At 43.5% G+C, this 3,608-nt stretch carries 5 protein-coding genes; 1 reads left to right on the top strand and 4 read right to left on the bottom strand.

Going from position 1 to position 3,608, the window contains the following annotated elements; translation table 11 throughout:
* Positions 1-593 precede the first annotated feature (593 nt).
* The 3 genes from F6K57_RS39770 to F6K57_RS39760 all read right to left on the bottom strand — a co-directional run bounded on the left by F6K57_RS39770 (position 594) and on the right by F6K57_RS39760 (position 2,744).
* Complete coding sequence (locus tag F6K57_RS39770; RefSeq protein WP_293074314.1) at positions 594-1,421, bottom strand: glycosyltransferase family 2 protein; 828 nt, start codon at positions 1,419-1,421, stop codon at positions 594-596.
* 14 nt (positions 1,422-1,435) lie between these two features.
* The gene (locus F6K57_RS39765) at positions 1,436-1,636 is read right to left on the bottom strand and encodes a hypothetical protein (RefSeq protein ID WP_293074311.1); all 201 of its coding nucleotides are present in this window, start codon (positions 1,634-1,636) and stop codon (positions 1,436-1,438) included.
* Between the two features lie 88 nt (positions 1,637-1,724).
* A complete protein-coding gene (locus tag F6K57_RS39760) occupies positions 1,725-2,744 on the bottom strand; it encodes a DUF3179 domain-containing protein (RefSeq protein ID WP_293074308.1) in 1,020 nt (339 codons plus the stop codon).
* An 87-nt stretch (positions 2,745-2,831) separates the two neighbouring features.
* Here F6K57_RS39760 and F6K57_RS39755 point away from each other — a divergent pair, with 87 nt between their 5' ends.
* Positions 2,832-3,032 (top strand): hypothetical protein, encoded by a 201-nt coding sequence (locus F6K57_RS39755; protein WP_293074305.1) that lies wholly within the window; start codon positions 2,832-2,834, stop codon positions 3,030-3,032.
* Between the two features lie 314 nt (positions 3,033-3,346).
* Here the strand turns inward: F6K57_RS39755 and F6K57_RS39750 are convergent, their stop codons facing one another.
* Positions 3,347-3,589 carry a hypothetical protein gene (locus tag F6K57_RS39750; RefSeq protein ID WP_293074317.1) on the bottom strand — a complete coding sequence of 81 codons (243 nt, stop codon included), beginning with the start codon at positions 3,587-3,589 and terminating at the stop codon, positions 3,347-3,349.
* Positions 3,590-3,608: the final 19 nt, after the last annotated feature.

Raw genomic sequence — 3,608 nt, 5'->3', positions numbered from 1 at the left:
GATTACACTGATACCTAACCAAAATCGAGGCACAGCTCCCACCTCTCGGAAATCCCCATGAGGCACAATCAAGATACAACCTAACAACAGGAGTAGAGAACTAAGCCATATATATAGCGTTTTCATTGGAGTTCTGAACATACTTCCTTAGGCAATAGGCATGCTAGCAATAGGCATGCTAGCAATAGGCATGCTAGCAATAGGCAATAGGCAAGATATCATAAAGTATATAACTCAAATCTTGCACTAAGTTTCAAATTTATTTATCTGTAAAGCTAGGGAACTTCGGAACAGGTATAGCACTACGCACTATGGTGTTTGACAAGTGAAGAAAAATTAAAATCGCTCAATCCCTTGATTAGTAAGCTTTTTTCTTCACTATTGCGCTTCATGCCTATTGCCTATTGCCTGGCGCGTAGCGCTATAACAGGGAAGATTAAAACTAATAATATTTGACTATTTTAGTACTCAAATTTAGTTGTATAACTTCCGATATTAAGTTTTTTTGTACTGGGTCAATAGCTCAGTATAAGGATTTTTTGTAATGAAAAAAAATGTAATACTTTTTTCCAACTCATCATGTCAAGATAATATTAATCATTCCCTCTCCCCACACCTCCCAGACTCCCCACACTTCCCACACTCCCCATACTCCCCACACTTCCCACACTCTTCCCTATTTTCTCTTCAACACTTCTAGCGATTGTGCCATCTGCCTGGGTAAGCTTAAGGCGACGTAGATATAGACGACCTAAAGTCATCAAAATTATTGTTCCTGCTTGGACACTACCAGAAAGGGTACCAGATATTTTCGAGCGTCCCCCTTGTCGGCGACGGTAACCAACAGGAATTTCACAGACTCGCAAACCACATTCAATCGCACGGGCTTGCATTTCTACTGTCCAGCCAAATCCTCTATCTTGCATTTGGATTTCATCTAAAGCTGAACGACGAATTAGGCGCAATGGTCCTAAATCCTGATAGGAGTGTCCCCAACCCCAACCGATCAGGAAGGTAGCTAGCCAGTTGCCAAAATTTTGCACTGGGGTCATCGCCTTACGTCCATTTACTGTGGCGCGGCGGTTACCTAAAATTAGGTCATACTTATTCCTAGCAGCTAGAAACTGGGGTAAGTAACTTAAGTCATCACTTCCATCGCCATCACAGAATAATATCCAATTAATATCTCGGTCTAGTTGCTGCAATCCCCGCCAACAGGCTCGACCGTAACCAGGAATAGGCTCACAGATTACCTCTGCACCGGCTTCTTTTGCTTTAATAATACTGTTGTCAGTGCTGCCATTATCGACTACCCGAATATTGTTCAAATTATAGGATTGAAGAGACTTAATTACCCCAGTGATAGTGGTTTCTTCATTGAGAACAGGGATAATTACTAAGATATTGTGGTTATTAGTCATGAGTTATCCAGCATTTATATTTTAGTTGTGAACAGAATTGGTAAAGGAAAGGCAAGAGGCAAGAGGCAAGAGGCAAGAGGCAAGAGGCATGCTAGCAAGAGGCAAGAGGCAATAGGCATGCTAGCAATAGGCAAGAGGCATGCTAGCAAGAGGCATGCTAGCAAGAGGCATGCTAGCAAGAGGCAAGAGGCAATAGGCATGCTAGCAATAGGCATGCTAGCAATAGTTAATTAAATATATATATCATCGGGATTTTTGGTAGCAATGCAGTTTTAAATTGGGGGAATTCTCTGGTTTGTAAGATTATTTGCCAAAGTAAGCTGCATACACAAAGGCAAAAGCAGTAGAACTGGGGATGGGAGTGCCATCGAATTCTTCTACTAATACAGTTTGAAGTTGGCTATCCCAACGTGCTCTAATTGGACGACCATTGAATTCTACAACTTTTTCGCCCACTTTTTTTAATTGATCATGGACAAATTGATAGCTAGCCCCAGAAAATTGGTTTTTAGGGGTTTGTTGATCCGCTTCCCACACATAGCTAACAATAGCTTTAGGATGGAGGGTAAGTCGTTGTTGATTTCTGACTGGGAAAATAATTCGCTTATCGGTATAGTAACTACCATAGGGATAGTTGAAGTAAGCCCGGTTATAACCTGTGTCAGTGGATAGAATTTTACTATTGGGATACTTGCTTAACCAAGCGCCAAGAGTAGTTTTGATAGCGGGAATTGTTTTAAGATTACGATTGACTTTAGCACCAATAATACCCATCCCCCAAGGTTGAGAGTAAAGGGTATCATCGGCACGGTCATACATCACTAGGCAACTTTGATAAAGTTTGCCTGTAACACCGTAGGTTGTATTGCTGCGATTAAAAGCGACTATAGTATCACAAAGGGGACAATAGGATACACTAACATTAACTCCACCTACTGTGTCATTCACCAATTCATGCCAGTTCATGACCCCGAAAGGATAGGCTTTGGCTTCTCCATTAATTACCACACCAATCACAGTTTCTGTTTTAGAAAATGGTGTGGTTTGAGCGGTATCAAACTTGGGATTATCGATACTAGGAATACCGTCTTTTGGGGGACCACCATTGAGGAGTTCAGTTAAGTTAATGCGAGTGGATTTTGCTGGATTAAGATTTTGTTTTTGGAGGTCAGTGATTTCCTGGTCTTGGTTGTGGAGATAGGCAGTGAGATGGAAGTAACGGAGTTTGAAATTATCCCAGCTCCCGGCTTGTACGACTAGTGCCATCAAACACAGCCCCACTAAGGAAGTAGTGCTGAGGGCTATTTTAAGTAATTTATTCATAATCGTGCTTTCCCTGCCTAGATGTCATTGCTAACCTAAGGGTGTATCTCATTTTTGCTGTTTGACCCAATGGGTGGAACGGGCATCTTGCCTGTTACAATTTTCGGACGGGCTGTCCCAAGGCTGAGGACGAAGCAGAAAATGAGTGTGAGCCCGTGGGTGGTGCGTTACGGGACGGGCTGTCCCAGGCGCTCAGAGGCTGAAAATCAGAGGCTTTCCGTGGGTGGTGCGTTACGGGACGTCCCTAACGCACCCTACTGGCGTGGCACATCTAAAATGGTGCAATAAGCGTAGGTTGGGTTGAAGAATGAAACCCAACACCAGTAAAGCTTTGTTGGGTTTCCCTACCGCTCAACCCAACCTACGTTTTTAGGTGTGCCATGCCACTACGCACCCTACGCACCTGGCACCCTACGCAACTGCCCAACCCCAGCATCAGGGGCTGTGGCTGGAATCCCTAACCTTAGGGTGAGGGGATAAGATGAAACCAAGGTGAGTGATATCTGAGAATTTGATGAAGGATTGATGGCTATAGCATTTTCAAATCGATCATGAAATCCAATGCTGATTTAAGTCGCAAACTGCTATATGAGATTTACCCCTTACGATTCTTCATCGATCCGATTACCAACATCAAAAACAATTATAAATTCCGCATCCGGCATCAATCGTTTCAGGGCCCATAAATGTCCCTCTGCATCCGATCGATTGCGAAAGCGAGCAACAACAACTCGCTGCATGTCTTGATGCAGTCGCTCATGGGGGAAACCCCCAAGACCGCGCTGCATCGCTTGTGGTAACAGCCGAATGACCACCCACGGATGAAGGCGTTCAGAATAGGTCATCATTAAAGTATCTCCTTTT

The organism is Moorena sp. SIO4A5, assembly GCF_010672005.1.
Taxonomy (GTDB): Bacteria; Cyanobacteriota; Cyanobacteriia; order Cyanobacteriales; family Coleofasciculaceae; genus Moorena.
The sequence above is the reverse complement of the archived record's forward strand: the minus strand, read 5'-3'. Positions and strand labels throughout refer to the sequence as shown.